The sequence below is a fragment of the Kitasatospora sp. NPDC001664 genome (assembly GCF_053596675.1).
Genome location: NZ_JBSFGS010000023.1, coordinates 13,514 through 37,021, shown reverse-complemented (window position 1 = coordinate 37,021; position 23,508 = coordinate 13,514). Strand labels below are relative to the sequence as shown.

The window sequence follows — 23,508 nt, the reverse complement described above, 5'->3', positions numbered from 1 at the left end:
GCCCGCTGAGGCCTGCGGCCGGCCGCGTCCGGGTGAATCGCGCCGTCCTGTCCGGGAACTCCCCGAAAGGCCAACGGCCGTGCGAACCGAGCGACTTCACCACACCGAGCATGACCTCACCACCGTCCGCAACCTGGGCATCCTGGCCCACGTGGACGCCGGGAAGACCACCGTCACCGAACGCGTCCTGTACGCCACCGGCACCACCCACCGGCGCGGCGAGGTCCACGACGGCACCACCGTCACCGACTTCGACCCGCAGGAGCGCGACCGGGGCATCACCATCTTCGCCGCCGCCGTCACCTGCACCTGGGCCGGCCACCGGATCAACCTGATCGACACCCCGGGCCACGTCGACTTCGCCGACGAGGTGGAGCGCTCGCTGCGCGTGCTGGACGGTGCCGTCGCCGTCTTCGACGCGGTGGCGGGAGTCGAGCCGCAGAGCGAGGCGGTCTGGCGGCAGGCCGACCGGCACGGCGTGCCCAGGATCGCCTTCGTCAACAAACTCGACCGCACCGGCGCCGACTTCGACGCCGCGGTGGCCTCCATCCGGGACCGCCTGCACACCGTCCCGCTGCCGGTGCAGCTGCCGATCGGCCGCGAGGGCGGCTTCGCCGGCGTGGTGGACCTGCTGCGGATGACGGCGCTGCTCTGGGCCGACGGGGCAGAGACCGCCGCGCAGGTCGAGATCCCGGCGGAGCTGCGCGCGGAGGCGGAGCTGCGCCGACGTCAACTGGACGAGCGGGTGGCCGAGTTGCACCCCGGAGCGTTCGAGGAGTACTGCGTGGCAGGGGAGTTGGGCGTCGAGATGCTCACGGCCGCACTGCGCGACCTCACCCGTGAGGGCGCCGCCGTGGTGGTGCTCGGCGGCTCGGCCTACAGGAACCGGGGCGTGGAGCCCCTGTTGGACGCGGTGGTGGCCTACCTGCCCTCGCCGCTGGACGTCCCGCCGGTGCGCGGCACCGTCGACGGCCCGGACGGCCACGGCACGGCCGTCCGGCCGCCCGATCCGGCGGCGCCGTTCGCCGGGCTGGTCTTCAAGGTGCAGGCGGCGCCGACCGGTCGGCTCAGCTATCTGCGGATCTACTCCGGCACCCTCAGGAAGGGGGACACCGTGCTCGACACCACCACCGGCCGCACCGAACGGGCCGCCCGCATCCTGCGGGTCCGCGCCGACCGGCACACCGACACCGCCGAGGCGGTGGCCGGGGACATCGTGGCGCTGATCGGCCCGAAGGCGGCCCGCCCCGGTGCCACCCTGGCCGCCCCGTCGGCCCCGCTGGTGCTCGAACCCCCGCGCACCGCCGAGCCGGTGGTCTCGGTGGCGGTCGAGGCGCGGCTCGGCGCCGACACCGACCGGCTGGCGGCCGCGCTGGCCAGGCTCACCGAGGAGGACCCGTCCCTGACGGCGCGCACCGACCCGGAGACCGGGCAGACGGTGCTCTCCGGCATGGGCGAGCTCCACCTCGAGGTCGCGGTGGAGACGCTCCGCCGGGTGCACACCCTGGACGTCACCGCAGGGCGGCCCCAGGTCGCGTACCGGGAGACGGTCGGACGGGGCGTCAGCGGCCAGGTGCACCGGCACGTCAAACAGGACGGCGGATCGGGGCAGTTCGCGCAGGTGGTCCTGGACGTCGAACCGCTGCCGGCGGGGGAGGGGCCGGGCTTCGAGTTCCGCTCCACCGTCACCGGAGGGCGGGTGCCGGCCGAGTACGTCCGGGCGGTGGAGGCCGGCTGCCGGGACGCCCTGCTGGACGGACCGCTCGGCGGCCACCCCGTCACCGGTCTGCGGGTCACCCTGACCGACGGGGCGACCCATGTGAAGGACTCCTCCGAGCCCGCCTTCCGCACCGCCGGGCGGAACGGGCTGCGGGAGGCCCTGCGGGCCTGCGCGATGGTCCTGCTGGAGCCGGTCGCCGAGGTCACCGTCACGGTGCCCGAGGAGGCCGTCGGCACGGTGATCGGCGACCTGTCCGCCCGGCGCGGCCGGGTCACCGGCTCCACCGCGCGGGCCGGGACGGCGGTGGTCACGGCCGCCGTGCCGCTGGTCGAACTCTTCGGCTACGCGACGCGGTTGCGCAGCCGGACGCAGGGCCGCGGCTCCTTCACCGCACGCCCCGACGGCTACGCACCGGCCTGAGCGGGGGCAGGGGCGCGAGGAACTGCGCGCTGCGGGAGTCACTGACTCGACTGCCGGGTACGGAGAATCACTTGCAAGTGAGCATCCGCACCCGGCAGATGGTCGGCTTCTTCCGCTTCGCGCAGTTCCTCGCGCCCCTGGGGCAGCCACCTTCGCCCCGCTGCGTCAGGCCGGGCGGGGCACCCAGCCGGCCTCGTCCCAGGCGCGGAGCTGGGCGGCCTTGGGCGTGGGGGCGAGGGTGGCCACGGCCGGGCCGCCGAGCAGCAGGGTGCTCGGGGTGTCCGGGCGGAAGGCGGGCCAGGTGAGGGAGTTCGGGCTGCCCGGGTGGCCGTGGCGGGCGAAGGAGGCGATCAGGTCGATGAAGGTGTCCGAGACCCGGCGCTCCAGCGGGCCGTCGCCGAACTCCGGTGCGTTGGCCGGCGTGGCGAAGGTGCCGAACAGGAACGGCGAGGTCGCCTCGTGCGGGGTGCCGAACCACGGCGCCCGCACCGGGTGGGTGAACTCCAGCCGGTGGTGCGGGCGTTCGGAGCGCTGGGCACGGCGCTCGGCGAGACGGACGATCAGGTAGCGGAACAGGCCGTCGCCGTGGATCTCGGTGAAGAGCGACAGCGGGTCGGCGGCCCGGCCCTCCACCGTGGCGGCGGCGCGGTAGGCGGTGACCAGCTGCTCGGCCAGGCCGGCGGGCGGTCGGGCCGCACCGCGGAGCAGGTACCGCCGGACGGTGTCCAGCAGTTCGGCATCGGTGGTGGGCGTCGGCACCGGGGTCGGGGAGCCGGGGCCGGTGAAGAAGGAGCCCTCGGTGGCGGCGTTCACCGAGAGCACCGGCAGCCCCGGGTCCGGGAGCTGGTGGTCGTAGCCGCGCATCCAGCGGCCGTCCACCACCGGCCCCCGGTACTCCCGGCCGCTGGCCAGCGCCCGGGAGTCTGCCGGACCGGCGAACAGGCCGTCCCAGGCGTCCCGCAGGGCCGCGGCAGGCACCTCTCGCAGCCCGGGAACGGTGGTGCCCAGCTCGGCGGCCACCGTCTCGAAGGCGGTCCGGGAGTCCTCGGGGGTGAGCGCCAGGGCCGGGGCCCAGACGTGCGCGGCGCTGATCGGCACGATCCGGCGCAGCAGCGGCCGGACCTCCGGCAGCAGGGCGAGCTGCCAGGCGGAGGACCCTCCGGCGGAGGTCCCGACCAGGGTGATGTTGCCCGGATCGCCGCCGAACGCACGGGCGTTGGCCGCCACCCAGCGCAGCAGGGCGGCCTGGTCCTGGAGGCCCCAGTTGGCGAACGACCCGGTGCGCGGGTCGTCGAGCCGCTCGTGCAGGCCGAAGCCGAAGACGCCCAGGCGGTAGTTGAAGGTCACCACCACCAGATCGCCGCGCTCGGCCAGCCGCGCCCCGTCGTAGGTCGGCAGGCTGCCGGCCCCCAACTTCCAGCCGCCGCCGTGCACGTAGACCAGCACCGGGCGGGCGCCGGTGACCCCGGGGGTCCAGACGTTGGCGTACAGCGAGTCCTCGCTGCTGCCCGGCAGCACGGTCTGGAAGGAGGGCGCCGAGAAGGCGGTCGCCTCCCGCACGCCGTCCCAGGGCTGCGGCGGGCGGGGCGAGGCGAACCGCAGCGGCCCGACCGGGGGTTGCGCGTAGGGGACGCCGCGGAAGACCGCCACGGCGCCGGCCGCCGCGCCGCGCACCCAGCCGGCGGTGGTGCGGGCCAGCGGGACCGCAGTCGCGGTGGCCAGCTCCTCCTCGGACTCGGCGGCCGCGGGCTGCGAGGTCACCGTCGCGACGGCCGTCGTGGCGGCGGCGGTGGCGAGGGCGCCGGCGGACAGGAAGGTGCGGCGGGACGGGCCGGGCGATCGCATCACGGGCTCCTCGGGCGACACGGTGACCCGGCCGAGTCTGCGACGCCTCCGGCGGGAGCTCCATCGGCACCGGGGCACTCCGTCACATCCCGCGGGCCGCCCCGTCCACGAGGCGGCCCCGGGGGAGAGCGCGAGGGCTCACGGCACCGCCGGGGCGGTGACGCCCGCGTGCCGCGCGTACCCGTCGTCGCCGTCGCTGTCGGAGTTGACGCTGGTGGTGATCGAGGAGGCGCCGTAGGCGACGATGCCCAGGATGATGAAGACCACCAGCAGGGCCCGGCCCGAACTGCCCATCACCAGCGGGCGGGTGGCCGAGACCGGGCCGCTCCCGGGCACCGTGTCGAGGGCGTCCTCGCCGAACAGGCCCTTCGGGTAGGCGGAGCTGAGCATCAGGAAGTAGGCCTGGTAGCGGAACCGGTAGCGGGTGATGGCCGCGGTGGCCTCGAAGAGCGGCCGCGGCATCCGGCCGAGGACCAGCACCACCAGCCAGCTGATGAAGCCGACCGCCCACCAGCCGCTCATCAGCACGCCCTGGATGATCGCGGCCGGGATCACCAGGACGATGCGGAAGAAGACCGCCAGCCGGTTCAGCTCACCGGGCCGCACCTCCGTCCGGACGGGGTGCTCCGGCGCGTCGAAGCGGAACGGCGGGTAGGAGTCCACCAGCAGCATCAGGTACGACTCCAGCCGGACGCCGTACGCCACGTACCCGGAGAGGAAGCCCGCCGCGAACTCCGGCAGCCGGCCGGTGAACAGGGCGCCGAACCAGCCCAGCACGGCGACCACGAAGGCCACGATCGACAGCAGCCAGAACACGATGAACTGCGGGATCAGCAGCAGCATCCGGAAGAACACGGTGAGCCGGCTCTGCCGCCCGGGCTCCGGCACGTCCATCGCGGGCAGCCACTCCCGGCCGCCCGCGGGCAGTGTCGCGGATGCGTCCCACATGCTGTCTCCCTGAGGCCTCGTCAGCTTCCCCCTACTCCGAACATCGCAGGAGCGGAGGCAGCCCGCCCGCCGGACTGGCCCGAACGGGATCGGCGGGGCCGGGTGGGTGGGGCCGGGCGGGGCCGGACCCGGTGGGCCTCAGGAGTGCCCGGCCTCCAGGTCCAGCAGCTGCCGCTTGCGGTCGAGCCCGCCCGCGTAGCCGGTGAGCGAGCCGTCCGCGCCCACCACCCGGTGGCAGGGGCGGACCACCAGCAGCGGGTTGGCGCCGATGGCCGCGCCGAGCGCGCGGACGGCGGCCCGGGGGAGGCCGGCCTGATCGGCCAGCGCGCCGTAGCTGGTGGTGGAGCCGTACGGCAGCCGCTCCAGCGCGGCCCAGACCCGGCGCTGGAACTCGGTGCCCCGGGAGGTGAACTCCAGGTCGAAGCCGTCCGACCCGCCCGCGAAGTACGCCCGCAGCTGGCTCGCCACCTCCCGGAAGGCGGCGGCGTCCTCGACCCAGTCGGGCCGGACCACGACCGCGTTCCGCTGGCCGGTCATCGAGACCGAGGCGAGCGCCAGACCGCCCCTCGCGGTGGCGGAGTCCTCGCCGACCAGCAGCAGCGGGCCGCAGGGGCTGTCGAGGGTGGTGTAACGGGTGGTCACGTTCTCTCCCGGGGACGGGTCCTTGCCTACGCTCCCCACTCTGCCCGGGGCGGACCCGCCCGACCGGCGGAAATGCGACATCGCGTCAGGAGCCGGTGCCGCCGCGGAAGAGGTGGCGCAGGCGCTCGGCGAACTCCTCGTTCTCCTGCCGGCGGTGCTCCTGGTGCTCGGCCTTCACCGCCTCCTCGGCCCTGTGCTGGGCCATCCGGACCTCGGCCTCGACCTCCTCGGAGGGGATCCGGGCCACCTCGCCGCCCAGCCGGGCGGCGATCTCGTCGGCGGCGGCGGGATCGGTCTCCTTGACCGAGGCGACCAGCAGGTTGCCGCCGTCGTCGACCAGGGCGCTGATCACCGTCAGGCCCTCCAACGCGTCCTGCGCGTCCTTGCTCTCGGAGGCCGAGCCCAGCACCGCCCCGGCGCCCAGCCCGAGGGCCAGCCCGACCGGGCCGCCGAGCAGGCCGAGCAGCGCCCCGACGGCGCTGAACGCCATGGTCCGGCGCCCGGTGTCCGGCGTGAAGCTGTCGGCGATGTCGAGGTACCCCTCGGCGGAGCGCTGGAGGATCGCGGCCCCGGCCACCCCCGGCAGGCGGGTGACGTCGTGGAAGGCCTCGAAGGTGTGGGTCGGGTCCTTGAAGGTGTAGAAGAGGACGTTGTCGTCACCGGACATGTTCTGACTGCCCCTCACGGCTGGACGCGGGTCACCCCGTTACCGCTCCGACGCTAGCCGGGCCGCGCCCGCCGCGCCCCCTCAGGGAGCGGGCGGCTGCACCGGACGGCCCTGACGGGCGCTCACCACCATGGCGTAGGTGCCGCCGACGGCGGAGACCAGCCCGGCGAAGGCGGTGATCAGCTCGGCCACGGAGGGGCCGTCGTCCGGGGCGGCCGTGGCGGAGGCGGGGGCGGGCAGCACCACGAAGACCGTGGTGGCCGGTGCCGGCGTGACGGGTGCGGCCGTCGGTGTGGTCGGCCCGCTCGTGACCGCCGACGTCGTGACCGCCGACGTCGTGGGCGGCTGGGTGGACGGCGGCTGGGTGAGCGGCGGCTGCGTCGCGGGAGTCGCCGGCAGGGCGGTCTGCGGTACGCCGCTGGTGCTGGGGCCGGGGACGGCGCCCGAGGGCCCGCCCGAGCCGCCCGGCAGCAGGCCGAGCACCCCGACCGCCAGCGCGGCCAGCCCGGCCGCGAGCAGCAGCGCTCCTACGGTCATCAGGCCCCGCCCCGACGGCTTGCTGATGCTGCGCATGGTCGTCCCCCGTCCCCCGTGCCCCTCGGCGGTCCCCCGACCCCCGGCGGCGCGCCGGGCAAGGCCGGTGGTCTGTCTATCCCATGAGGGAGCGTCAGGTCCACCGCGATCCCGCGCCCCGGGCGGCGTCACACGGCTGCCCCCTCGGCGGTCGCGGATCCGCCGCCGGGTCGGGAGAGTGGAGGGAGCGGTCGAGGAGAGGAGCGCAGCCGTGGTCACCCGTCAGGGCCTGTCCAACCGCGCCCTCGCGCTCTGGCTGCTCGGCGTCACGGCCCTGGTGCTGTACCTGGGCGAGTTCACCGGCACCTCGATCCGGATGGTCGGCCTGCTGGCCTTCCTCCCCGCCCTGGCCGCCGCCTTCTGCACCGTCCCGCAGACCGCCTTCACCGCCTGCTGGACCCTGGCCACCGTGGCCGCGGTGCTGTTCGGGTACAACCCGCGCGAGCTCGGCGACTCGCTCCTGATGATCGGACTCACCGCCGCGATCGGCGGCCTGTCGGTGACCGGCAGCTGGTACCGGATCCGCCGCGAGGAGGAGCTGCTGCGGCTGCGCTCCACCGCCACCGCCATGCAGCAGCGCATCCTGCGCCCGCTCCCGCAGCGCACCGCCGACCTGCTGGCCGAGGGGGTCTACGAGCCCGTCCAGGAGGACAAGCTGGTCGGCGGGGACATCTACGACGTGGCCGCCTCCGCGCACGGCACCCGGGTGCTGATCGGCGACGTCCAGGGCAAGGGTCTGGCCGCGATCGGGGTGGCCTTCGCGGTGATCGGCGCCTTCCGGGAGGCCGCGCACCGGGAGCCGACGCTGGCGGGGGTGGCCGAGGCGCTGGAGGCGGCGGTGGTGCGGCACAACGCCTACGCGGCCGAGCTCGGCGAGAGCGAGCGCTTCGCCACCGCCCTGGTGCTCGGCTTCGACGGCACCGACACCGCCGAGGTGGTCGGCTGCGGGCACGAGGCGCCGTACCTGCTGCGGCCCGAGCGCGCGCCGCTGGCCGTCCCGCTGGCGGAACCGGGGCTGCCGCTCGGCCTCGGCGAGCTGGCGGACGGGCCGCGTCCGGTGGGCCGCTTCGGCTTCCCGCCCGACGCCACCCTGGTGCTCTGCACCGACGGCCTCACCGAGGCCCGCTCCGCCGACGGCACCTTCTTCCCGCTGGCCGAACGGCTGGCCGCGGCCCGTGGCCTGCAGCCGGGCCGGCTCGCCGACCACCTGCTGGCCCAGGCCCAGGCGTACACGGCGGGCCGCCAGCAGGACGACATCGCGATCCTGACGATCCGTCGGCCCTGACGCCCCGTCCGGTCCGCGCGGTCACCGGTCTGGACCAGCTGCTGATGGCGTACGCTCACGCTTCAGCGCTGCCATCGAGGGGGTGGTGGGCACCCGTACGAGCAGTCAGGAGACAGCACCGTGAGCGCGATCTCGGACACGGACCTCGACGAGCACCCGGAGCGGGCCGGGACGCCGCCGGAGGGCGCACGGCAGGAGCCGCCGCCCGGGGAGTCGCCGACCGCCTGGATCCGTCGCGCCGCCCACGAGTACGGTCCGGCCCTGGCCGTCTACGGCACGGTGAAGCTGACCGGCTTCACGGTCTTCATGTGGCTGCTCGGCTGGTCCGGCGACTACCTCGCGAACAACCCCCGGTTCGGCGGCGGCGCCAAGCCCTGGGACGTGGTGGGCGGCTGGGACGGCTGGTGGTACCAGCAGATCGCCGTCAACGGCTACCACCCCGCCCCGATCAAGGTGATCGGCCCGCCGCCGTTCGAGTTCGAGCAGAACTCGGTGGCCTTCTTCCCGCTCTACCCCGGCGCCATGAAGCTGGTCTCCGCCGTCACCGGCCTCGGCCCGTACGGGGCCGGCATGGTGGTCTCGATCCTCGCCTCCTTCGCCGCGGCCGCCGGGATCTACGCCCTGACGGCCCGTCTGTTCGACCGCCGCACCGGCGTCATCGCCGCCGCCGTCTGGGGGTTCTTCCCCGGCTCCGGCGTCGAGTGGGCGGTCTACTCCGACTCGCTGTTCGTCGCGCTCGCCGCCTGGTCCTGCTACCTGATCGTGGAGCGCCGCTGGCTGGCCGCCGGGGTCACCGTCTTCGTCGCCGGGCTCAACCGGCCGACCGCCGCCGCCCTGGTCGCCGCGCTCGGGGTGGCCGCGCTGATCGCCCTCTACCAGCGTCGGGACGGCTGGCTCGGGCCGGTCAGCGCCCTGGTCATCGCCCCGCTCGGCTTCGTCGGCTACCTGGCCTGGGTGAACTGGCGGATGGGTGACTGGGGCGGCTACTTCAAGCTCCAGAAGGGCGCCTGGCTGCACTTCTTCGACTACGGCGACCACACCTTCACGGTGCTGAAGACGCTCCTCCTCGGCAAGGGCGTCTACGCCTTCACCTATCCGACCGAGGACATGATCGCGCTCTTCCTGGTGCTCCTGCTGCCGCCGTTGCTCTTCCTGCTCGTCCGGCTCAAGGTCCCGGTCTTCCTGCTCGTCTACACCGCGGTCACCATCGTCCTGGTGCTCGGCAGCTCCCAGATCTTCGGCAACACCTCCCGCTACCTGCTGCCGGTCTTCCCGCTCTTCCTGCCGATCGCGGTGGCGCTGCGCCGCCTCTCCCTCCCGGCCCTCGGGGCCCTGGTGGGATGGGCGGCGATCGCCTCCGGCTGGTACGCGGGCTACGTCCTCTTCGAGCTGGGCATCCCGTAGACCGGCCGGCTCACCGGCCGGCTCACCGGTCGGCTCACCGGCCGGGTCAGTGGCCGAGGAGGACCGGGTTGGTGAGGGCGGCCATCGGGCCCCAGGGCAGATCGGGGCCCATGGCGTTGCCCCGGCCCGGGGAGCCGTCGGGCCTGGGGTGGCGGACCTCGGCGCGGACGTAGGCGGCGAGCGAGGCGGTGGTGCGCCAGACGAGGACGCCCGTGCCGCTCGTGGGGAGGGCCTCCTGGCGGAGCTGGCCCTCGTCGGTGATCAGGCGCAGGGTGCCGTTCGGGACGCCCGAGACGGATAGCCGGACGTCCACCGGGGCGTCCGGGGCGACCGCCAGGCGCTCGCCGATGCCGGCCGTGCGGCCCGCGCCGACGGCCGTCAGGTCGAGCTGCACGGCGGTGGAGCCGGCGATCCAGCTGCGGCCCGCCCGGAGCCCGGCCAGCACGTGGTCCCGGGTCAGGTCCTCGGCGAGCACCACGGTGTGCGGGGCGCCGATCGGCTGCGGCGCGCTGTGGGCGTCGCTGTTGCCGATCGCCGGGAGCCAGCGGCCGCCGCCCCGGGCAGCCCGGACCAGTTGGGCGTCCCAGGTGTCGAGCGCGGACTCGTCGTCGTAGGTCCAGGGCCCGTTCCAGACCTCGACCGCGTCGGCCTCCTCGTAGCCGAACTTCCAGGCACAGGCCACGTAGGGGCAGTACGGGTGGGCGGGCACCACCAGGCCGCCGCCGCGCCGCACCTCGCGGGCGAACCGCGGGTGCACCCCGTCCCGGGCCCGGTAGCGCCAGTCCACCCTCCCCCAGCCTCCGGCCGGGGGTGCCCCCTCGCCCGGGCGGGTGCCGAGGGCCAGCCAGTGGCCGTTGCGGGTGGTCACCTCCTCGCCCGGGACCACCAGTAGGTCGGGGCCGGCCAGTGGGCCCCAACTGCCGTGCGAGGACGAGGTGTTGTGGTCGGTGGAGACGATGAAGTCCAGCCCCGCCGCGCGGGCCCCGGCGGCCACCTCCTCGGGGGTGCGGCGCCCGTCCGAGTGCACGGTGTGCAGGTGGCAGTCGCCCCGGTACCAGGCCCGGCCGCGCCCGGCCGCCCGCTCCGGCGGGTAGGAGGGCACGTACGCCGGGCCGGCCGGGCCGAACCGGAAGGTCACCTCCACCCGGTACTCCAGCCCCTGCGGCGCCACCTGGTACGGGCCGAGCACCACGTGCCAGCGGCCCGGGCGGACCGGGCCCGGCAGGTAGCCCGGGGTGGCCTGCGCCCGGCTGATCGCGAACTCGGTGCGGAAGCCGCCGGACCAGCCCCGGAAACCCGGGCCGCCCAGCTCGGTGCCGCGCTCGTCGAAGATCCCGATGTCGCAGGAGTTGCCCGGGGTGCCGGGCGGCACCGCCGGGCGGTCGTAGGAGTAACGGACCGCCAGCTCGCGCACGCCCGGCGGGACCTCCACCGGCAGGTGCACGAAGTCGGGCGCGCCGGTCTCCAGACGGCCCGTCAGGACCACCGTCCGCTCGCTGCCGTCGGCGGGCACCCCGCCTGAGGGGGACTGTTCGCCGTCCGCCGCCGCGGCCGGTGCGGCGCCCGCGGCCGCGACGGTGAACCCGACCGCCGCCGCCCCGGCCAGCAGGCCGCGCCGTCCGATCCCGTCCGTGCCCGGTTCCCTGTGCTCGTCCATCCGTCCGTCCTCCCGTCGGTGGCTCCAGTGCCGCGCGGGCTCCTTCCCCCGCCCGGTGAACCGGCGGTGATACGGGCCCCTCGGACCGCGGGCGGGTCGGTGGCGGGCGGGTACGGCGGGCGTGGTTCGATGGGCGGTCGCTGTCCGAACGAACCACCGAACTGCTGGGACGTCCCCGTGAACCACACCGCCGCGACACTGCTCTCCGTCGCGCTGCTGCTCATCGTCCTGGTCTGCGCCGTGGTCCGACCGCGCGGCTGGCCGGAGGCGGTGGCCGCGGTCCCCGCCGCGGCGCTGCTGGTGGTCACCGGCGTGGTGCCCTGGCACACCGCGGCGGCCGAGCTGGAGCGGCTCGGCCCGGTCACCGCCTTCCTGGCCGCCGTCCTGGTGCTCGCCCAACTCTGCGACGGGGAGGGCCTGTTCCGCGCCTGCGGGGCCTGGATGGCGCGGACCGCCGGGACGCCCGGGCGGCTGCTGGCCCAGGTCTTCCTGCTCTGCTCGGTGGTCACCGCCGTGCTCAGCCTGGACGCCACCGTGGTGCTGCTCACCCCCGTGGTCTTCGCCACCGCCACCCGCCTCGGGGTCCGGGCCCGGCCCCACTCGTACGCCGCCGCCCACCTCTCCAACACCGCCTCGCTGCTGCTGCCCGTCTCCAACCTCACCAACCTGCTGGTCTTCACCGCCAGCGGCCTGGCCTTCACCCGCTTCGCCGCCCTGATGGCGCTGCCCTGGGTGGTCGCCATCGCCGCCGAGTACGTCGTCCTGCGGTGGTTCTTCGCCGCCGACCTGACCGCCTCGGCCCGCCCGCAGCACGACGCGGAGCCGGCCGAGCGGCCGGTCTTCGCCCTGGTGGTGCTGGCCGCCACCCTGGGCGGCTTCGTGCTGGCCTCCGCGCTCGGCGCCGAACCGGTCTGGGCGGCCGCCGCCGGGGCGCTGGTGCTGGCCGTCCGGGCGCTGCGCCGCCGCACCGTGACGCCGGGCGGGCTGGTGCGGGCCGCCAACATCCCCTTCCTGGCCTTCGTGCTCGCCCTCGGCGTGGTGGTCAAGGCCGTGGTCGACCACGGCCTGGCCGACGCGCTCGGCCACCTCACCCCGGCCGGGGACTCGCTGGGCGCGCTCTTCGCGCTCGCGGCCCTGGCCGCCGTCCTGGCCAACGTGATCAACAACCTGCCCGCCGTGCTGGTGCTCCTCCCGCTGGCCCTGCCGTCCGGCCCGGGCGCGGTGCTGGCCGTCCTGCTCGGGGTGAACATCGGGCCGAACCTCAGCTACGCGGGCTCGCTGGCCACCCTGCTCTGGCGGCGGATCGTGCAGGAGCGGGGCGGGGAGCTGGTGCGGCTGGGGGAGTTCACCCGGCTCTCGCTGCTGACCGTGCCGCTCGCGCTGGGGCTCGCGGTGCCCGCGCTCTGGCTCTCGCTGCGTCTGATCGGGGTCTGATCCGGGTCCGAACCGGGCCTGATCGGGGTCTGGTCGGGTTCTGAACGGGGTCTGACGGTACGTCGGGCGGCCGGGACGGGGGCTGCCCGCGGCGCGGGCGTGGGTCAGAACACGCCGGTCCCGTTCACCTCGCGGAACCAGGCGGCGGTCAGCGCCGCCACCTGCTCCAGCGACCCCAGCTCCTCGAACAGGTGCCCGGCCCCCGGGACCACCGCGATCCGGTGCGGCGCGGTGATCCGGGCGGCGGCCTCGCGGTTGAGCGCGAGCACCGTCCCGTCCCGGCCGCCGACGATCATCAGCACCGGTGCCCGCACCTGTTCGAGCGCTGCCCCGGCCAAGTCCGGCCGCCCGCCCCGGCTGACCACCGCGCGCACCCGTTCCGGCCGCTGCGCGGCCGCCTGCAGGGCGGCCGCCGCGCCGGTGCTGGCACCGAACAGGCCGACCGCGAGCCGGGCGGTGGCCGGGTGCTCGCCCAGCCAGTCCACGGCGGTCACCAGGCGGCGGCCCAGCATCGGGACGTCGAAGCGGTAGGCGGCGGAGAGCGCGTCGGCCCGCTCCTCCTGACGGGTCAACAGGTCCAGCAGAAGGGTGCCGAGGCCGTGGTCCTGGAGGGTCCGCGCGATGGCGCGGTTGCGCGGGCTGTGCCGCGAGCTGCCGCTGCCGTGGGCGAACAGGACCACCGTCGCCGCCGTGCGGGGCACCACGAGGTCACCGGCCAGGGTGGCCGGGCCGACCGGCAGCTCCACCCGCTGGGTGAGCATCGCCTCGCCTCCCGTTCGTCCCCCGCTCGTCCCCCCGCTCGGTCTCGCGCCTGTCTCCCGCGTCGGTTCCGCCCCCCGCGTCCGTGTCCTGCTGCGCGACTGCCCGGGAGCGTTGTCCCGAAACGTGCGCGTCGTCGCGCTCCGAGGGGTGCGGGGGCTCGCCGGGGGCGTACACGAGTACGACGGAGCGTGACCACGAAGCATCCGCCCCGCAGACGGCCGAGAGCCCCCTCAGGACGACAATCGGTACACGGAGCAGTGCAGTTGTGTCCTATCATCCTCCCGGCCCGGAACCGGGTCGCGTCGAACCGCGTCACTCTCGGTGGCCACGGAACGGCACAGCCCCGGCGGCCACGGGCCGGGCGGACGGACACCCCTGGGGGACGAGATGGGCGAGACGCGCTGGGAACTGCCGGAGTACGAGCACCTGCGCGAACTCGGCGCGGGCGCGGCCGGCCGGGTGGTGCTGGCCAGGCACCGGGCCACCGGCACGCCGGTGGCGGTCAAGTACCTCACCGGCAGCGCCGCCGACCACCAGGGCTTCCGCGCCGAGGCCGAACTGCTCGGCGCCCTGCGCTCCCCGCACGTCGCCCAGCTCTACGAGTACGTCGAGGGCCCGCAGGGCGCCGCGATCGTGATGGAGCTGATCGACGGCATCTCGCTGCGCGAGCTCATCAAGGCCGAGGGCGCCACCGGCCCCGAGGCCGCCCTCACCGTCCTCAAGGGCTCGCTGCTCGGCCTGGCCGCCGCCCACGCGGCCGGCGTGGTGCACCGCGACTACAAGCCCGCCAACGTGCTGGTCGCGGCCGACGGATCGTCCAAGCTGGTCGACTTCGGCATCGCCCTGCGCGACGGCAGCACCGGCACGGTGGCCGGAACCCCCGCCTACATGGCCCCCGAGCAGTGGGCCGGCAAGCCCGCCGCCCCCACCACCGACGTCTACGCCGCCACCGCGACCTTCTTCGAGTGCCTCACCGGCGCCAAGCCCTACGCCGGCACCACCCTGATGGAACTGGCCGTCCAGCACACCGAGGCCGACATCCCGGCCGAGCAGGCCCCCGAGGCGCTGCGCCCGCTGATCCTGGCCGGCCTCGCCAAGACCCCCGGGGACCGGCCCGACGGCGCCGCGCTGCTGGTCGAGCAGTTGGAGGAGGTGGCCGGCGCCGCCTACGGGCCCGACTGGGAGCAGCGCGGGCGGCACCGCCTCGCCGCGCTGGTCGCGCTGCTGCCGTTCCTACTGCCCTCGGCGGGCGGCGAGGTCGGCGGCACCTCCTTCGCCACCACCACGCTCGGGCCCACGGGCGGGGGCGGTGCCGGCGGTGCAGGCGGTTCCGGTGGTGCCGGCGGGGCGGTGCCGCGGACCGTGCGGCGGATACGGGTCGTCGGTGCGGCGGCGGGCGCGCTGCTGGTCGCCACGGCCGTGGCGGGCGTCGCGGTCGCGGGCGTCTCCGACCCCGCCAACGCGGGCACCGTTGCCGAACCCAAGATCACCACCACCCTCGGCGCACCGGGCCCCGGGGCCCCCTCCGCGGACCCGGCCGCCTCGGCGGACCCGTCCGCCTCCGACTCCCCGTCGCCTTCGGCCTCTCCCTCGCCCTCGGCGAGCGAGTCCTCCGCCGTCCCGAGCGGCACGGCCACCACCCCCGGTGCCACCCTCGCACCCCCGCCCACCAAGGCCCCGCCCACCACCAAGGCCCCGGCCTCCCCGGTCCTCACCACGGCCCCGACCACGCCGCCGACCAGTGCCCCGAGCTCCCCGTCGGCGCCCGCCACCCCGACCGTCACCCCGCCCGCGCCCCCGCTCCGGGTGGTCGCCATCAACGGGACGGCCTCCTGCAGCACCACGCAGATGACGGTCTCGGGCACCGTGCAGACCGACGGTGCGGCGGACGGCACCCTCACCCTGAGCTGGACGAGCAGCGCCTCCCGCCTCCCCGTCACGCACACGGTGGCGCTCCCGAAGGGGCAGAGGACGGTGAAGTTCAGCGACTCGATGCCCTTCGGCACCGCCTTCTCCCGTACGGTCCGGCTGAACACCACCCCGGCGGCGGCGAGCGGCCAGGGCAGCACGTTCACCAAGGACACCATCACCTGCAACCCGCCCCGCTGAGACCGCTGAGACCGCTGAGAGCAGGACGACCGGCATGACCACCCCGCCCACCTCCGCCCCCGAGCCCGACCCCACCGTCCGCCTCGGCAAGCAGGACACGCCCCTGCCCCTCGGCCCCGTCCGCCCCGCCGAGGACGGCACCGTCCGACTCCGGCAGTCCGCCGACGAGTTGCCCGACGAGACGGTCCGCCTGGCACCGGACGCGGCCGAGGCCACCGTCAAGCTCTCTCCGGCGGCCGCGCCCGACGCGACCGTGAAGCTGACTCCGGCCGCGGCTCCGGACACGACCGTGAAGCTCGGGCAGGGCGCCGTTTCCGATGCCACGGTCAAGCTCTCCCCGGCCGCCGTCCCCGACGCCGAGGCCACCGTCAAGCTCCCGCCGGGCGGTGTCGTGCTCGACGCCACCACCGAGATGACCGCGACGGCCCTGACGGAACGCCTGGACCGGACCCCTCCGCCGTCCGCCGTCCCCGGTCCCGTGCCGGTCCCCGCTCCCGAGGCCACCGCTCCCGAGGCCACCGTGCCGGACGGCGGGCTGCGCCGCTTCGGTCCGGGCGTCCCGCCGCAGGCCGCCGCCGTCTGGCACGGCGCCGCTCAGCAGGAGCCCGCGCCCCGTCCGCGCCGTCGCGGCCGCTGGGCCCTCTTCCTGCTGATCCTCCTGCTGGTCCTCGCCCTGCTCGGCTGGTTCGCCTGGCAGCGCTACGGCCGCCCGGTGGCCGTCAACTCGGTCTCCGTGCAGACCGGTTCGGCCGACCTAGCCTGCGACGGGACCCAGACCATCACCGCCGCCCTGGAGACGGCCGGCGGGGCCGGCGACGTCTCCTACCGCTGGCTGCGCAGTGACGGCACCGACTCCGGTCCGCTCACCCAGAGCGTCCAGCCCGGTCACCACACCACCCAGCTCACGCTCCGCTGGTCCTTCCACGGCCGGGGCACCCTCGACGCCACCGCCACCCTCCAGGTCGACGCCCCGACCGCTCACACCTCCGCCGTCTCCTTCCGGTACACCTGCCCCTGACGCACCGTCGGGCCCCCTCCTCGGAGGGGGCACCGCAGGCAGCCCCGCTGCCAGCGCGGCGACCTCCCGCCGATGGGCCTGCTCGGTCTCCACGAACCGGCGGGCGACCGTCCTGGTGCCCTCGCCCGTCTGCCGGTACAGGTCCGCCACGGAGTGGCCGGCCTCCCGCCCCAACCGCCGGCCGATCCTGCGGGCGGCCTCCTCCAGGGCCTGCACGATCCGATCGCTCATCGGAACGACACCCCCGCTGCCGTCGACTCGAATTCCCGTGCACGGGAGGTCACTTGGTCGGCGTGCTCCTGGAGCAGCTCGGCGTGCCGCACCAGCTCTCCCGGGACCACCCGGAAGCCGCCGACCGCCTCGCCGTCACCATCCGCGGCCGGGGCCGCCGCTCCCCGGGCCCCGGGGAAGACCAGGCCGGTCAACACGCCTTCCACCACCCGCTCCAAGGGCTCCACCGCCTGTGTCAGGAGCTCGGCGACGATCCGCTCCTCCAGCTCCCGCAGGATCCCGTCGACCACCCGCCGGGTCGCCTCCACCAGCGCCGCCTCGGCTGCCGCCGCCGCGCCGAAGGTCGCCGCGGTCGCCGCCGTGGCGGCAGCGAACTCAACGGCTGCGAACGTGAGTTGGGCGATCACCGCCACCTTCGCGGCCACCACCGCATCGGCCGCCACCTCGATCGTGGTCGCCACCACGCCGCAGACCCCCACCAGTTCGTCCACGTGCTCGACGGTCATGCCGCGCCAGCGCGACGCCAGCACCCGGTAGGAGTCCGCCTCGTAGTGCTCCGCCATCCCCCGGACGGTCGCCGTCGCGGCCTGATGGCTCCCGTCGAGGCCGGACGCGAACTCCCGCACCCGCCCAGCGAACTCCCGCACCCGGTCCTCGTCCACCTCCGGCCAGCGGAACCCGAGGAGGTTCATCACCCAGACCAGCTTGCCGGGCAGCTCGATGGCCAAACTTCCTCCGGTGTGACGTGCAGTCAGTGGTCCATCACTCTCGGTGCATCATAGTCGCTCCCGTCGGATCCCGGCCGCCGCGCCGGTCGCGGTGGGGGTGCGGTGGGGGGCGCGGTGGCGGTCCGCACCTGACCATCCGTCAGATCCGGTCCTGAAAGGGCGAGGACGGCACTGATCACCTCTTGTCGCGATGGCTGCTTGGCGCGAGCATGGGCGGGCGGTCATGTGGTTCGCGTAGGGATTCCGTCGAGGCACGGTGGAGAACGGAGTCCCGCGATCCGCGTGCCGCGGTACGGACGTGACGACAACGGTGGAGGGGAACATGGTCTTTGACGCCCTGGTGGCGCTCCGGCGGGCGGGGAATCCGGTCGGTCCGCGTTCCACCGGCCTCGAGCCGGCCTGATGGCCCTCGGTCTGGGCATCCTCGGTCCCTTGCGGGTGCTGGTGGACGGCCGCCCGGTCGATCCGGGGCCGCGCAAGCAGCAGATCATGCTGGCCGCGCTGCTGTGCCACGCCAACGCGCGGGTCTCCGCCGACGAACTGGCCGAGGCGCTGTGGGGCGACGCGCCGCCCCGGACGGCGCGCAAGAACCTCCAGGTGTACGTGTGTGCGCTGCGCAGGCTGCTGGGTGCGGACTCCGAGACCCGGATCGACCACCAGAGCGGCGGGTACGTGCTGCACACGGTGGCCGAGGAGTTCGACGTGCTCGGCTTCGAGCAGCGGGCGTGGACGGGTGCGCCGGCCGCCGCCCTGGAGCTGTGGCGGGGGCCGGTGCTGGACGGGCTCCGGGACGTGCCGCTGATCGACACCGTGGCGCAGCGGCTGGACCAGCGGGTGCTGGTGGTCTTCGAGGACTGGGTGGAGGCGACGCTGGCCGCCGGTGACGGTGCGTCGGCGGTCGCGCGGGTCTCCGAGATCGCGCAGCGGCACCCGTTCAGGGAGCGGCTGCGGATGCTCCAGATGAACGCGCTGGGCCAGGCCGGGCGGCGCTCCGAGGCACTGGCGGTCTACGAGGAGCTGCGTCAGGCGCTGGCCCACGAACTGGGACTGCCGCCCAGCCCGGCGCTGGAGCGGTGCTACCGCTCGCTGCTGGAGGCCCAGGCCGCCGAGCGGCAGCGGCCGGTGGCGGCCCGTCAGGAACGGGGAGCCGGGCCGAACCTGCTGCCCTCCGATCCGCTGGCCTTCACCGGCCGGGCCGCCGCCCGGGAGCTGGCCGAGGTCCTGCTCGGCGGCGAGGGCCGGCTGGCCGTGGTGAGCGGCCCGCTCGGCGCGGGCAAGACCGCGCTCGCCGCGCACGTGGCGCACCGGCTCGGCGAGCACTTCCCGGACGGCAGGCTGTTCGTCCGGCTGCGCGGCGAGGACGGGCGGGCGCGGCCGGTGGAGGACGTGCTGCGCCAACTGCTGGCGGCCGTCGCCCCCGCCCGGGCGGCGGCGGCCGATCCGCGCTGGGAGTGGCAGCTGTGGCTGACGGGGCGCCGGGCGCTGCTGGTGGTCGACGACGCCCGGTGCGAGAGCGAGGTCCGGCCGCTGCTGCCGGAGGCGGGGGAGAGCTCGGTACTGGTGACGGCGCGCCCCGGGCTGATCGGTCTGGACGGTGCGCACCGGCTCTGGCTGGCCGCCTTCGAGCCGGCCGAGGCGGTCGAGTTCCTGGGCCGGGTGGTCGGCGCGGGGCGGGTCGAGGCGGACCGCGAGTCGGCGGGGCGGATCGTCCGTGCCGCCGGTCTGCTGCCGCTCGGGGTCCGCCTGGTGGCCGACCGGCTGGCCTTCCTCCGCCACGTCACGCTGGGGGAGTACGCCGCGCGGTTGGCGGGCGACCGGGGGTTGCTGGACGAGCTGTGCGGGGCGGACCCGGCGGTCCGGGCCCGGTTGGCGGAGTCTGTCCGGCACCTGCCCGAGGACGGGTACCGGACGGTGCTGGGCCTGGGCCTGGGCGTGGAGCGGGTGTTCACCCCGGAGCAGGCCGCCGCCGTGCTCGGGAGCGACCAGCGGACGGCGGTGCGCGCGCTGGAACGGCTGCTGGAGGACGGCCTGCTGACGGTGGCCCACCCGGAGGAGGGCGAGGGGCTCCCCGAGCGGTGGACCCACGGCGTGCGCTACGAGATGCCCGCGCTGCTCCACGCCTACGCGCGCGAGACGGCCGGGCGGACGGCGGGGCGGCCGCCGGGGCAGGGAACGGTGCAGGGAACGGGACAGGCGGCCGGGCGGGTGGCGGGCGCCCAGGGGTCCGGCCATCGGGTGACCGACCGTCAGGACACCGCCGGCACGACCGTGGACCTGACATTGTTCGCGCCCGCGCCGAGCCGCTGACCAGCCGTCATACCGCTGTCGAACCGGCGACCAGTCGTCGCCATACCGGGGATCCCTAGCTTTTCTCCCGGGGCGGTCGTCACCAGACGGCGCCACGACAGAGGAGGACACCATGTCGCAGAACATCAACCCGGAGCAGCACGACGCCGAGAACGAGGACGTCGACGTCGTCGCGCACGGTCAGGACGCGGAGGCCGTGTCCGAGGACATCTGTGTCATCAACAACAAGCACGACCTGGCCTGAGTAGTCGAGCCGTGCCGACCGGGCCGGCCATCCGGGAGACGGCGCTCGTCGCCGCACTCCGGACGGCCCGCTCGGCGGCCGGCCGCCCCTGACCGGGAGATGCCGTGAACATCCTGCTCTGCCCGCTCAGTGACGGCGGCTACCTCTACCCGGCGATCGCCGCCGGACGGGAACTGGCCCGCCGGGGCCACCGGGTCAGCCTGCTGGGCCGGTCCACCGCGGCGCCGTTCGCGGCCGAGGCGGGACTGCCGTTCGCGGCGGCGGAGGAGTTCGGCGGTCGGCAGGCGTTCTCGGCGGCCCGGTGGGGCACCACCGGGGCCGCGCAGTACCGGGCGACCGTACGGGCCGCCCGGCAGGCCCGGGCCGACCTGCTGGTCACCTCCGTGCTGTGCAACGGCGCCCTGCTCGCGGCCGAGGCACTGGACCTCCCGGTGGTGGTCATCGGCCTCTCGGTCCACCTGTGGACCTACCGCAGCGGTGGCGCGGACGAGCCGCAGTGGGGCCGGACCAGGCAGAACCGGACCGAGGAGTGCCTGGAGCTGTACGCGGCGGTCCGGGACGAGGCCGGACTGGCCGGACGGGCGCCCCGGTGGCCGGAGAACCCCCTGCACGGTGACGCCCTGCTGCTTCGCGGCATCCCCGAACTGGAGTACCCCGGCGCCGAGTTGCCCGAGCGGACGCACCAGGTCGGCCCGCTGGACTGGGAGCCGGCCGCCGACCGGGCCGAACTCGCCGAGCTCACCGCCACCTTGGACCGGTGCGGCAAACCGGTGGTCTACGTCCACCTGGGCCGCTTCTTCGGCGGCGGCAGCCCGTGGCCCCGGCTGAACACCACCTTCACCGGCGGGAACTTCCAGGCGGTGGTGGAACAGGGACGGTCGACCGACCCGCGGCCCGCCCCCGGGGCGGACATCCAGCTGGTCCGCAGGCCGTGGCTGGGGCCGATGCTCGACCGGGCCGGGCTGGTGCTGACCAACGGCACCTCCGCCCCGGTGCTGGCCGCCCTGCAGCGCGGCCTCCCGCTCGGAGTCTCACCCAACGGCTCCGAGCAGCCGGTGCTCGCCGCCGCCTGCATCCGGGCCGGCGCCGCCGTGCACGTCCCGAACACCCCGGAGCCCGACCAGCGGACCCGGCTCGACGCGGCCTGGCAGGACGACCGGCTGCGCGAGAACGCCCGCCGCCTCGGCCGCCGGCTCGCCGCAACGGCCGGCACGGCCCGCGCGGCCGACCTCGTCGAGCTGGTGCCCGTCCGACCGTTCGCGCCGAGGCCGGCCCGCCCGGCCCGCCCGGCCCGCACCGCACGCACCGAACACCCGGCCTGATCCGACGCGAACCGTCGGGCGGGCCCTGGCCCAGCAGAGCGCAACCCCAGGGAGAACCATGATGACGCGATCGGTCGGACCGGACACCGCGACGGTGCGGCGGCTGTCGGCGGGCGTGCTGCGGTGGGTCCGGCTGCACGCCGAGTTCCTCGACTCCCCGTCGGGACGGGCCGAACTGCCGGTGGCCCCGCGGGTGAAGGCCCTGTTGCAGCTCGCCCTGCTGCGCCGCTCCTGGGAGCGGGCCACCCCGGCCGACCCCGGTCTGGACGAGGTGACCGCCGTCCTCGGCCGGGTCTGGCGCGACCCCGACCACCTCCGGCTGCTCGCCCTCGACCCGAGCTACGCCGGCGGCTTCCAGCTGATGTACGGCGCGCTCGCACCCGCCGGCGTCGTCCACGACTCCTACCGCCAGGTGCTGGCCGGGCTCACGGCCGGTGGCGCCCTGGCGCCCGGTCGACGGTCGCCCTTCGGGCAGCTGGAGACCAGGTACTACGCCGATCTCCTCGGGCTCGCCCACCGGTTCGGCGGCTACCCGGAGCTGTACCGCGCGAGCCTGCTGGCCCGCCACGGCGAGGGGCAGCCGGTGACCGACCTGGAGGTGTGCGACGTGACCCACACGATCTTCCACCTGACCGACTTCGGCGGGCACGCCCCGGAGTTGACGGACGCCGAGCTGGCGCACGCCCGCGACCGGGTGGAGCGGCTGACCGGACTCACCGTGGAGCGCCAGGAGTGGGAGCTCGGCGCGAAGCTGGTGCTGGCGCAGCACTGCCTCGGCCTCGACCCGCTGCACACCCCCTCGGGCGCGGCCGCACTGCGGATGCTGGTCGAGGTCCAGACCCCGGGCGGCGCGATCCCCGGACGGTCCGCCGGCGACCGGGCGGCCCGGGCCGAGACCACCGTCGAGTTCTTCCGGAAGTCCTACCAGGCCACGGTGGTCGCGGCGTTGGCCACCGTGACCGTGCTGCACAGCCGGGTCGGCGAGCCGGTCCTGGGCGGTGCCCGATGACCCGGACCCCGAGCGACGGCGCACGCATCCTCCAGGGCGAGCGGACCTGGTGGTTCCTCGGTCCCGGCGGCGGCCTGGCCCGGCTGCGCGACACCCAACTGACCGCCGAGGGCGGCCTGAAGGCGGCCACCGAGAACCGGCTGCGCGAGCTGGGGATGTACACCACCACCCTGCCGCGCGCCTACGAGCTGACGGTGCTCACCAGCACGAACTGCAACCTGGGCTGCGGCTACTGCTTCCAGAACACCGCCCAGGACCTGACCGGCGGAGCCCGTCCGCCCCGGATCGCCCGGACCCGGCTCACCTCGCGGACCATCACCGACATCCTCGACTTCACCCGGCGTCAGATGGCCGCCGCCGAGCTGGAGAAGATGAACATCCTGCTGTTCGGCGGCGAGCCGCTGCTCAACCCGCGCGGCTGCCTGGAACTGCTGGAGCGGGCGGCGGACCACGGGCTCGGCCACGCCCGGATGATCTCCAACGCCACGCTGCTCAAGCCGAGGCTGGCCGCCCAGCTCGCCGAGCGCGGGCTGCGCAGCGTGCAGATCACCTTCGACGGCGACCGCCCCGACCACGACCGGATCCGGATCGGGCGCGCGGACGGCAGCGGCACCTTCGACACCATCGTGCGCAACGTGGTCCGGGCCTCGGAGGTCTCCGAACTCCGCTGGCAGCTGCGGGTCAACGTCTCCCAGGAGACCTACCTGGGCGTCGACGCGCTGATCGACCGCCTGGCCGACACGCTCGACCCGGCCCGCTGCAGCCTCTACTTCGCCCAGGTCGGCGATGTCGGCATCGGCTACGGCAACGACCTGCTGCACACCGGGGAGCTGTCCGCCCGCTTCTCCGGCTGGCAGCGGAGGGCCCTGGAGCTCGGCTTCGCCGTCGCCCGCCCGCGGGCCTACCGCCCCTGCGTCACCTGCGGCTACGGAGACGGCCGCTACGGCGCGGTGGTCAGCGCGGACGGCACGCTGGCCAGTTGCTGGGAGACGGCGGGGAAGGACGAGTGGGAGGTCGGCTCCGTCACCGCCGGCTACCTGCCGAGCGAGGTCACCCGGGAGCGCTGGGTCGGCTGCGAGGACCTGTACCGGCACGACGAGGACCAGCGGACCCTGGCCGCCTTCCGCGACTCGGTGGACGCGGCACTGCTCGACTACCTGGACCTGACAGGACGTCTGTGACC

Annotated in this window: 19 protein-coding genes; 11 read left to right on the top strand and 8 right to left on the bottom strand. The window is 75.2% G+C overall.

What is annotated here, in order from left to right; all coding sequences use genetic code 11:
• Positions 1–79: 79 nt before the first annotated feature.
• Positions 80–2,140, top strand: a complete 2,061-nt coding sequence (fusA, locus tag ACWCYY_RS28430) for an elongation factor G (protein WP_449797651.1) — start codon at positions 80–82, stop codon at positions 2,138–2,140.
• A gap of 165 nt (positions 2,141–2,305) precedes the next feature.
• Here fusA and ACWCYY_RS28425 read toward each other — a convergent pair whose 3' ends face one another.
• The 5 genes from ACWCYY_RS28425 to ACWCYY_RS28405 all read right to left on the bottom strand — a co-directional run bounded on the left by ACWCYY_RS28425 (position 2,306) and on the right by ACWCYY_RS28405 (position 6,815).
• Entirely contained in the window at positions 2,306–3,985 is a 1,680-nt protein-coding gene (locus ACWCYY_RS28425) for a carboxylesterase family protein (RefSeq protein WP_449797650.1), read from the bottom strand.
• Between the two features lie 138 nt (positions 3,986–4,123).
• The gene (locus ACWCYY_RS28420; protein WP_449797649.1) at positions 4,124–4,933 is read right to left on the bottom strand and encodes a DUF4389 domain-containing protein; all 810 of its coding nucleotides are present in this window, start codon (positions 4,931–4,933) and stop codon (positions 4,124–4,126) included.
• A gap of 138 nt (positions 4,934–5,071) precedes the next feature.
• Positions 5,072–5,575, bottom strand: a complete 504-nt coding sequence (locus tag ACWCYY_RS28415; protein ID WP_449797648.1) for a methylated-DNA--[protein]-cysteine S-methyltransferase — start codon at positions 5,573–5,575, stop codon at positions 5,072–5,074.
• 85 nt (positions 5,576–5,660) lie between these two features.
• Positions 5,661–6,242 (bottom strand): histidine kinase, encoded by a 582-nt coding sequence (locus ACWCYY_RS28410; protein WP_449797647.1) that lies wholly within the window; start codon positions 6,240–6,242, stop codon positions 5,661–5,663.
• 81 nt (positions 6,243–6,323) lie between these two features.
• Positions 6,324–6,815 carry a hypothetical protein gene (locus tag ACWCYY_RS28405; RefSeq protein WP_449797646.1) on the bottom strand — a complete coding sequence of 164 codons (492 nt, stop codon included), beginning with the start codon at positions 6,813–6,815 and terminating at the stop codon, positions 6,324–6,326.
• Between the two features lie 211 nt (positions 6,816–7,026).
• On the opposite strand from ACWCYY_RS28405, the gene ACWCYY_RS28400 reads away from it, so the two are divergent.
• Entirely contained in the window at positions 7,027–8,100 is a 1,074-nt protein-coding gene (locus ACWCYY_RS28400; RefSeq protein ID WP_449797645.1) for a PP2C family protein-serine/threonine phosphatase, read from the top strand.
• A gap of 120 nt (positions 8,101–8,220) precedes the next feature.
• Positions 8,221–9,504 (top strand): glycosyltransferase family 39 protein, encoded by a 1,284-nt coding sequence (locus ACWCYY_RS28395; protein ID WP_449797644.1) that lies wholly within the window; start codon positions 8,221–8,223, stop codon positions 9,502–9,504.
• Positions 9,505–9,550: 46 nt separating this feature from the next.
• Here the strand turns inward: ACWCYY_RS28395 and ACWCYY_RS28390 are convergent, their stop codons facing one another.
• The gene (locus ACWCYY_RS28390) at positions 9,551–11,161 is read right to left on the bottom strand and encodes a CehA/McbA family metallohydrolase (RefSeq protein ID WP_449797643.1); all 1,611 of its coding nucleotides are present in this window, start codon (positions 11,159–11,161) and stop codon (positions 9,551–9,553) included.
• Between the two features lie 177 nt (positions 11,162–11,338).
• On the opposite strand from ACWCYY_RS28390, the gene ACWCYY_RS28385 reads away from it, so the two are divergent.
• Positions 11,339–12,595, top strand: coding sequence for an SLC13 family permease (locus ACWCYY_RS28385; RefSeq protein WP_449797642.1), 1,257 nt, complete (start codon positions 11,339–11,341; stop codon positions 12,593–12,595).
• Between the two features lie 104 nt (positions 12,596–12,699).
• Here ACWCYY_RS28385 and ACWCYY_RS28380 read toward each other — a convergent pair whose 3' ends face one another.
• Positions 12,700–13,356, bottom strand: a complete 657-nt coding sequence (locus tag ACWCYY_RS28380; protein ID WP_449797641.1) for a dienelactone hydrolase family protein — start codon at positions 13,354–13,356, stop codon at positions 12,700–12,702.
• A 388-nt stretch (positions 13,357–13,744) separates the two neighbouring features.
• Here ACWCYY_RS28380 and ACWCYY_RS28375 point away from each other — a divergent pair, with 388 nt between their 5' ends.
• Positions 13,745–15,466 (top strand): serine/threonine-protein kinase, encoded by a 1,722-nt coding sequence (locus ACWCYY_RS28375; protein ID WP_449797640.1) that lies wholly within the window; start codon positions 13,745–13,747, stop codon positions 15,464–15,466.
• Between the two features lie 34 nt (positions 15,467–15,500).
• The gene (locus tag ACWCYY_RS28370; protein WP_449797639.1) at positions 15,501–16,484 is read left to right on the top strand and encodes a hypothetical protein; all 984 of its coding nucleotides are present in this window, start codon (positions 15,501–15,503) and stop codon (positions 16,482–16,484) included.
• A 227-nt stretch (positions 16,485–16,711) separates the two neighbouring features.
• On the opposite strand, the gene ACWCYY_RS28365 is transcribed toward ACWCYY_RS28370, so the two are convergent.
• Entirely contained in the window at positions 16,712–17,443 is a 732-nt protein-coding gene (locus ACWCYY_RS28365; protein ID WP_449797638.1) for a WXG100-like domain-containing protein, read from the bottom strand.
• Between the two features lie 402 nt (positions 17,444–17,845).
• Here ACWCYY_RS28365 and ACWCYY_RS28360 point away from each other — a divergent pair, with 402 nt between their 5' ends.
• The 5 genes from ACWCYY_RS28360 to ACWCYY_RS28340 all read left to right on the top strand — a co-directional run bounded on the left by ACWCYY_RS28360 (position 17,846) and on the right by ACWCYY_RS28340 (position 23,506).
• Positions 17,846–19,750 (top strand): BTAD domain-containing putative transcriptional regulator, encoded by a 1,905-nt coding sequence (locus ACWCYY_RS28360; RefSeq protein ID WP_449797637.1) that lies wholly within the window; start codon positions 17,846–17,848, stop codon positions 19,748–19,750.
• 112 nt (positions 19,751–19,862) lie between these two features.
• On the top strand, positions 19,863–19,994 hold the full coding sequence (locus ACWCYY_RS28355) for a hypothetical protein (RefSeq protein WP_345283202.1): 132 nt from the start codon (positions 19,863–19,865) through the stop codon (positions 19,992–19,994).
• Between the two features lie 104 nt (positions 19,995–20,098).
• On the top strand, positions 20,099–21,316 hold the full coding sequence (locus ACWCYY_RS28350; protein ID WP_449797636.1) for a glycosyltransferase: 1,218 nt from the start codon (positions 20,099–20,101) through the stop codon (positions 21,314–21,316).
• 58 nt (positions 21,317–21,374) lie between these two features.
• Positions 21,375–22,325, top strand: a complete 951-nt coding sequence (locus ACWCYY_RS28345; protein WP_449797635.1) for a DUF6895 family protein — start codon at positions 21,375–21,377, stop codon at positions 22,323–22,325.
• Complete coding sequence (locus ACWCYY_RS28340; RefSeq protein ID WP_449797634.1) at positions 22,322–23,506, top strand: radical SAM protein; 1,185 nt, start codon at positions 22,322–22,324, stop codon at positions 23,504–23,506. The genes ACWCYY_RS28345 and ACWCYY_RS28340 overlap by 4 nt, the downstream gene beginning before the upstream one ends.
• Positions 23,507–23,508: the final 2 nt, after the last annotated feature.

What these genes read in the sequence shown, in the direction of transcription:
- ACWCYY_RS28425 (WP_449797650.1), bottom strand. Translation starts at nt 3,985, where the DNA reads ATGCGATCGCCCGGCCCGTCCCGCCGCACCTTCCTGTCCGCCGGCGCC.
- ACWCYY_RS28420 (WP_449797649.1), bottom strand. Translation starts at nt 4,933, where the DNA reads ATGTGGGACGCATCCGCGACACTGCCCGCGGGCGGCCGGGAGTGGCTG.
- ACWCYY_RS28410 (WP_449797647.1), bottom strand. Translation starts at nt 6,242, where the DNA reads ATGTCCGGTGACGACAACGTCCTCTTCTACACCTTCAAGGACCCGACC.
- ACWCYY_RS28405 (WP_449797646.1), bottom strand. Translation starts at nt 6,815, where the DNA reads ATGCGCAGCATCAGCAAGCCGTCGGGGCGGGGCCTGATGACCGTAGGA.
- ACWCYY_RS28390 (WP_449797643.1), bottom strand. Translation starts at nt 11,161, where the DNA reads ATGGACGAGCACAGGGAACCGGGCACGGACGGGATCGGACGGCGCGGC.
- ACWCYY_RS28380 (WP_449797641.1), bottom strand. Translation starts at nt 13,356, where the DNA reads ATGCTCACCCAGCGGGTGGAGCTGCCGGTCGGCCCGGCCACCCTGGCC.
- ACWCYY_RS28375 (WP_449797640.1), top strand. Translation starts at nt 13,745, where the DNA reads ATGGGCGAGACGCGCTGGGAACTGCCGGAGTACGAGCACCTGCGCGAA.
- ACWCYY_RS28370 (WP_449797639.1), top strand. Translation starts at nt 15,501, where the DNA reads ATGACCACCCCGCCCACCTCCGCCCCCGAGCCCGACCCCACCGTCCGC.
- ACWCYY_RS28360 (WP_449797637.1), top strand. Translation starts at nt 17,846, where the DNA reads ATGGCCCTCGGTCTGGGCATCCTCGGTCCCTTGCGGGTGCTGGTGGAC.
- ACWCYY_RS28355 (WP_345283202.1), top strand. Translation starts at nt 19,863, where the DNA reads ATGTCGCAGAACATCAACCCGGAGCAGCACGACGCCGAGAACGAGGAC.
- ACWCYY_RS28345 (WP_449797635.1), top strand. Translation starts at nt 21,375, where the DNA reads ATGATGACGCGATCGGTCGGACCGGACACCGCGACGGTGCGGCGGCTG.
- ACWCYY_RS28340 (WP_449797634.1), top strand. Translation starts at nt 22,322, where the DNA reads ATGACCCGGACCCCGAGCGACGGCGCACGCATCCTCCAGGGCGAGCGG.